Source organism: Polaribacter sp. IC066 (assembly GCF_007997085.1).
GTDB lineage: Bacteria > Bacteroidota > Bacteroidia > Flavobacteriales > Flavobacteriaceae > Polaribacter.
In genome coordinates this window covers 1-3,870 of sequence record NZ_VORR01000101.1, presented here as the reverse complement: position 1 = coordinate 3,870, position 3,870 = coordinate 1, and the positions used below count along the sequence as shown (strand labels likewise).

At 35.6% G+C, this 3,870-nt stretch carries 3 protein-coding genes; all 3 read right to left on the bottom strand.

What is annotated here, in order from left to right:
- Positions 1–640, bottom strand: a 640-nt coding sequence (locus tag ES044_RS17910) for a nucleotidyltransferase family protein (RefSeq protein WP_147187457.1), incomplete at its 3' end; no start/stop codon positions are given.
- Between the two features lie 459 nt (positions 641–1,099).
- Positions 1,100–1,459, bottom strand: a complete 360-nt coding sequence (locus ES044_RS17905; RefSeq protein ID WP_147120729.1) for a type II toxin-antitoxin system HigA family antitoxin — start codon at positions 1,457–1,459, stop codon at positions 1,100–1,102.
- On the bottom strand, positions 1,456–1,749 hold the full coding sequence (locus ES044_RS17900) for a type II toxin-antitoxin system HigB family toxin (protein ID WP_223269280.1): 294 nt from the start codon (positions 1,747–1,749) through the stop codon (positions 1,456–1,458). Before ES044_RS17900 ends, ES044_RS17905 begins: the two co-directional genes overlap by 4 nt.
- Positions 1,750–3,870 lie beyond the last annotated feature (2,121 nt).

The following is a 3,870-nucleotide window of genomic DNA, read 5'->3' as shown; positions in this document are numbered from 1 at the left end:
TCAACACGCTTACGCCATTTAGAACTTGACTGTCTTTCGCTACAAAATGATAATTAAATTCATCAGAAAACTTTTCTATTAAAAGCTCTTTGTGAATCTCTACGGCGGCAATAGCACCCTCTTTTTTAAGCCTTCTATAATGTCTTAACGCAGGAACATAATATTTGTACTCTCCTACTTCTAAATATCCATTCTCTCTTAAAACTTTAATTGCTTTCGGATACGCTTCTTTTGAGAAGATAAAATCTATATCTCCCACCATCCGCTCGGCAATATCTGTATATAAACCCGCTAGTAGGTTTGCGGTTCCTTTTAAAAAAATAGGCGTAATCTGATGCGCTAATAAAAGAGTATTCAGTTCTTTTGCCTGTGTAATTATTTGCTGGTTTCTATCTCGGTTTAAACCCGTTATATGCTCCATGTACCCCACCAAGTCTTGCGGCAGATAGTGTAAAAAACCTGCACGCTTTAAATTACAATACAATGCTGGAAACACAAAATGTCCCGTACTAATTTTCACCACGGCATCCCAATCGATTGTGGTTGTTTTTAATTGTTTTTCTATCGCTACCTTATTTTTATTTTCTAATGAAATTGTTAAACAGGTAGCAACAAAATAAAGTGTTTCTTTATAATTCATCTATGTGTTAAAAAGCAAATCTATATAAAATTATGGGAATATGTTGTAGAATCAGGTTGTTTGTTGTTCGTGGTTCGTTGGTCGTTTGTCGTGGTTGGTGTTTGGTGGTTGGTGGTTCGATGTTCGATGTTCGATGTTCGATGTTCGTTGTTCGTTGTTCGTTATTCGAAAAACGATGGTCGAAAAACGGTAAACGAAAAACGATAAACGATTTATAAAATCAGCATCTAAAACCGACATACTTTTATTTTTCGTATAAATTCAAAAGATATGAAACGGCAAGAATCCAAAGAGCTTGCGGTCTGGATTCGATAGTGAAATATTTTGTAGAATTTAAGAAAAATAAAATAAGTCTAGATTTTTGTTTCTTGGAATTTATCTTGAATACTACTGATGGCTAATTAATTACCATATTTAATCTTTAACTTTCATTACTAAACAGCCGTTAAAATATTCTTTTTATGCCAGCAAAACATCAGCTGGAATTCCAAATTCTTTATGGAATCTTTTAGCTAAATCTAATGTTAATGGTTTTCTTTTGTTTAATAATGACGAGATGTGACCTTTTGATCCATAATTTTTGGTTACTAGATCTTTATTTCTAATACCAGATTCTTCCATTTTTAATTTGATCACTTCAATTGGATCAGGAAATGGTATTTCATAATGAATATCTTCATATTGTTTGATTAACATTAATGCTATCTGAAGCTTTTCACCTTCTGCCGAATTGGGATCAATGTTTTGATCAAACATGGTATCTACCCAATCTAAATATTCATCATATTGTTTTTCGGATTTTATAATTCTTAGTTTCATTTGTTTCTTTTAGTTTTAAATTGAACAGTTTCTACATCAATAGCATCATACTCTTTATGAGTTCCAAACCATTTAATTTGTATTGCTTTATAAGTAAATACAAATCGAACAACTAATCTGTGTGAATTTCCTTTTATATTAAAGACAACTCTATCGTCTCCTACAATACTAGCATTTTTATAAACTTCTTTTAATTCATTGAAATTTTTAAATTCAGATATTTCTAGTTCACGATAGCATTCTTGAAGAGCTATAGCTGCTTCAGGGTACAGTCGTATATAATTGAGCAACGTTCGCCTTTGTATGATATTAAACATGTTCAAATATAAGAAGTTTTCTAAAAGAAAACAATTTTAATTTTATTTTTTTGTAAAGATTTTTTCGACAGTACTGAACCCAAATTAAGTATTACAGGTTAATCTGAAGTTAATGCCATTGCTTTGTGTCGATTGGCTGGAATTGATCAGATCATAAAAGCAAATAAGATGAGTTCAATAAAGAGGAGAATAAAATTTAGGATGTACCCAAAATATAAATTAATAACATCCAATACTATGCCTAGGTCTTTTGCAACTAATTATTTTGGAAAGATAAAAACCCCTATTTTAATGGAAATTACAGGTCATTATAGAACAAGCCTTTTTAAGCGATTGAAGAATCTCTTTGATAATAACTTTCTAAATCACGAGATTTTTCGTAGCTCATATTTCGCGCTGTCGAATTGACATTAAGTCTAACTTCGTGGTTCGTGGTTAGTTGGTCGTGGTTCGTTTGTCGTTTGTCGTGGTTGGTGGTTCGATGTTCGATGTTCGTTTCGGGATAGACGAAAAACGATAGTCGATGGACGATGAACGTTGTTCGTTATTCGATGTTCGATGTTCGATTTTAGCTCAAAGCCAATAGCTTATGGCACATAGCTAATACTTGTTCGTTTCGCGATGCCCGAAAAACGAAAAACGGTAAACGATAATCGATAAACGAAAAACGATGGTCGTTGTTCGATTTTAGCTTAAAACCAATAGCTTATAGCCCATAGCCAATACTTGTTCGTCTCACGATGTACGAAAAACGGTAAACGCAAAACGGTAAACGATAATCGAAAAACGAAAAACGATGGTCGTTGTTCGATTTTAGCTTAAAACCAATAGCTTATAGCCCATAGCCAATACTTGTTCGTCTCAAGATGTACGAAAAACGGTAAACGCAAAACGGTAAACGATGGACGAAAGACGATGGTCGTTGTTCGATGTTCGTTGTTCGTGGTTCGTTATTCGTTGTTCGTTGCTCGTGGTTGGTTTCACCATAGATGATAATCAAAAAACGATGTTCGAAAAACGGTAAACGCAAAACGGTAAACGATGGACGAAAGACGATGGTCGTTGTTCGATGTTCGTTGTTCGTGGTTGGTTTCACCATAGATGATAATCAAAAAACGATGTACGAAAAACGGTAAACGCAAAACGGTAAACGATGGACGAAAGACGATGGTCGTTGTTCGATGGTCGTTGTTCGTTGTTCGTGGTTGGTTTCACCATAGATGATAATCAAAAAACGATGTACGAAAAACGGTAAACGCAAAACGGTAAACGATGGACGAAAGACGATGGTCGTTGTTCGTGGTTCGTTGTTCGTGGTTGGTTTCACCATAGATGATAATCAAAAAACGATGTACGAAAAACGGTAAACGCAAAACGGTAAACGATGGACGAAAGACGATAGTCGTTATTCGATGTTCGTGGTTCGTGGTTCGTGGTTCGTTGTTCGTTGTTCGTGGTTGGTTTCACCATAGATGATAATCAAAAAACGATGTACGAAAAACAGTAAACGATAATCGATGGACGAAAGACGATGTTCGATGTTCGATGTTCGTTGTTCGTGGTTCGTTATTCGTTGTTCGTTGTTCGTGGTTGGTTTCACCATAGATGATAATCAAAAAACGATGTACGAAAAACGGTAAACGCAAAACGGTAAACGATGGACGAAAGACGATAGTCGTTGTTCGATGTTCGATGTTCGTGGTTCGTGGTTCGTTGTTCGTTGTTCGTGGTTGGTTTCACCATAGATGATAATCAAAAAACGATGTACGAAAAACGGTAAACGATAATCGATGGACGAAAGACGATGTTCGATGTTCGATGTTCGATGTTCGTTGTTCGTGGTTCGTTATTCGTTGTTCGTTGTTCGTGGTTGGTTTCACCATAGATGATAATCAAAAAACGATGTACGAAAAACGGTAAACGCAAAACGGTAAACGATGGTCGAAAGACGATGGTCGATGTTCGATTTTAGCTCAAAGCCCATAGCTTACGGCGCATAGCCAATACTTATTCGTTTCACGATGGTCGAAAAACGAAAAACGGTAAACGAAAAACGGTCGACGATATACGAAAAACGATGTCCGATACTCCAAA

Coding starts and splice junctions, on each gene's coding strand:
- ES044_RS17905 (WP_147120729.1), bottom strand. CDS start 1,459: ATGAAACTAAGAATTATAAAATCCGAAAAACAATATGATGAATATTTA.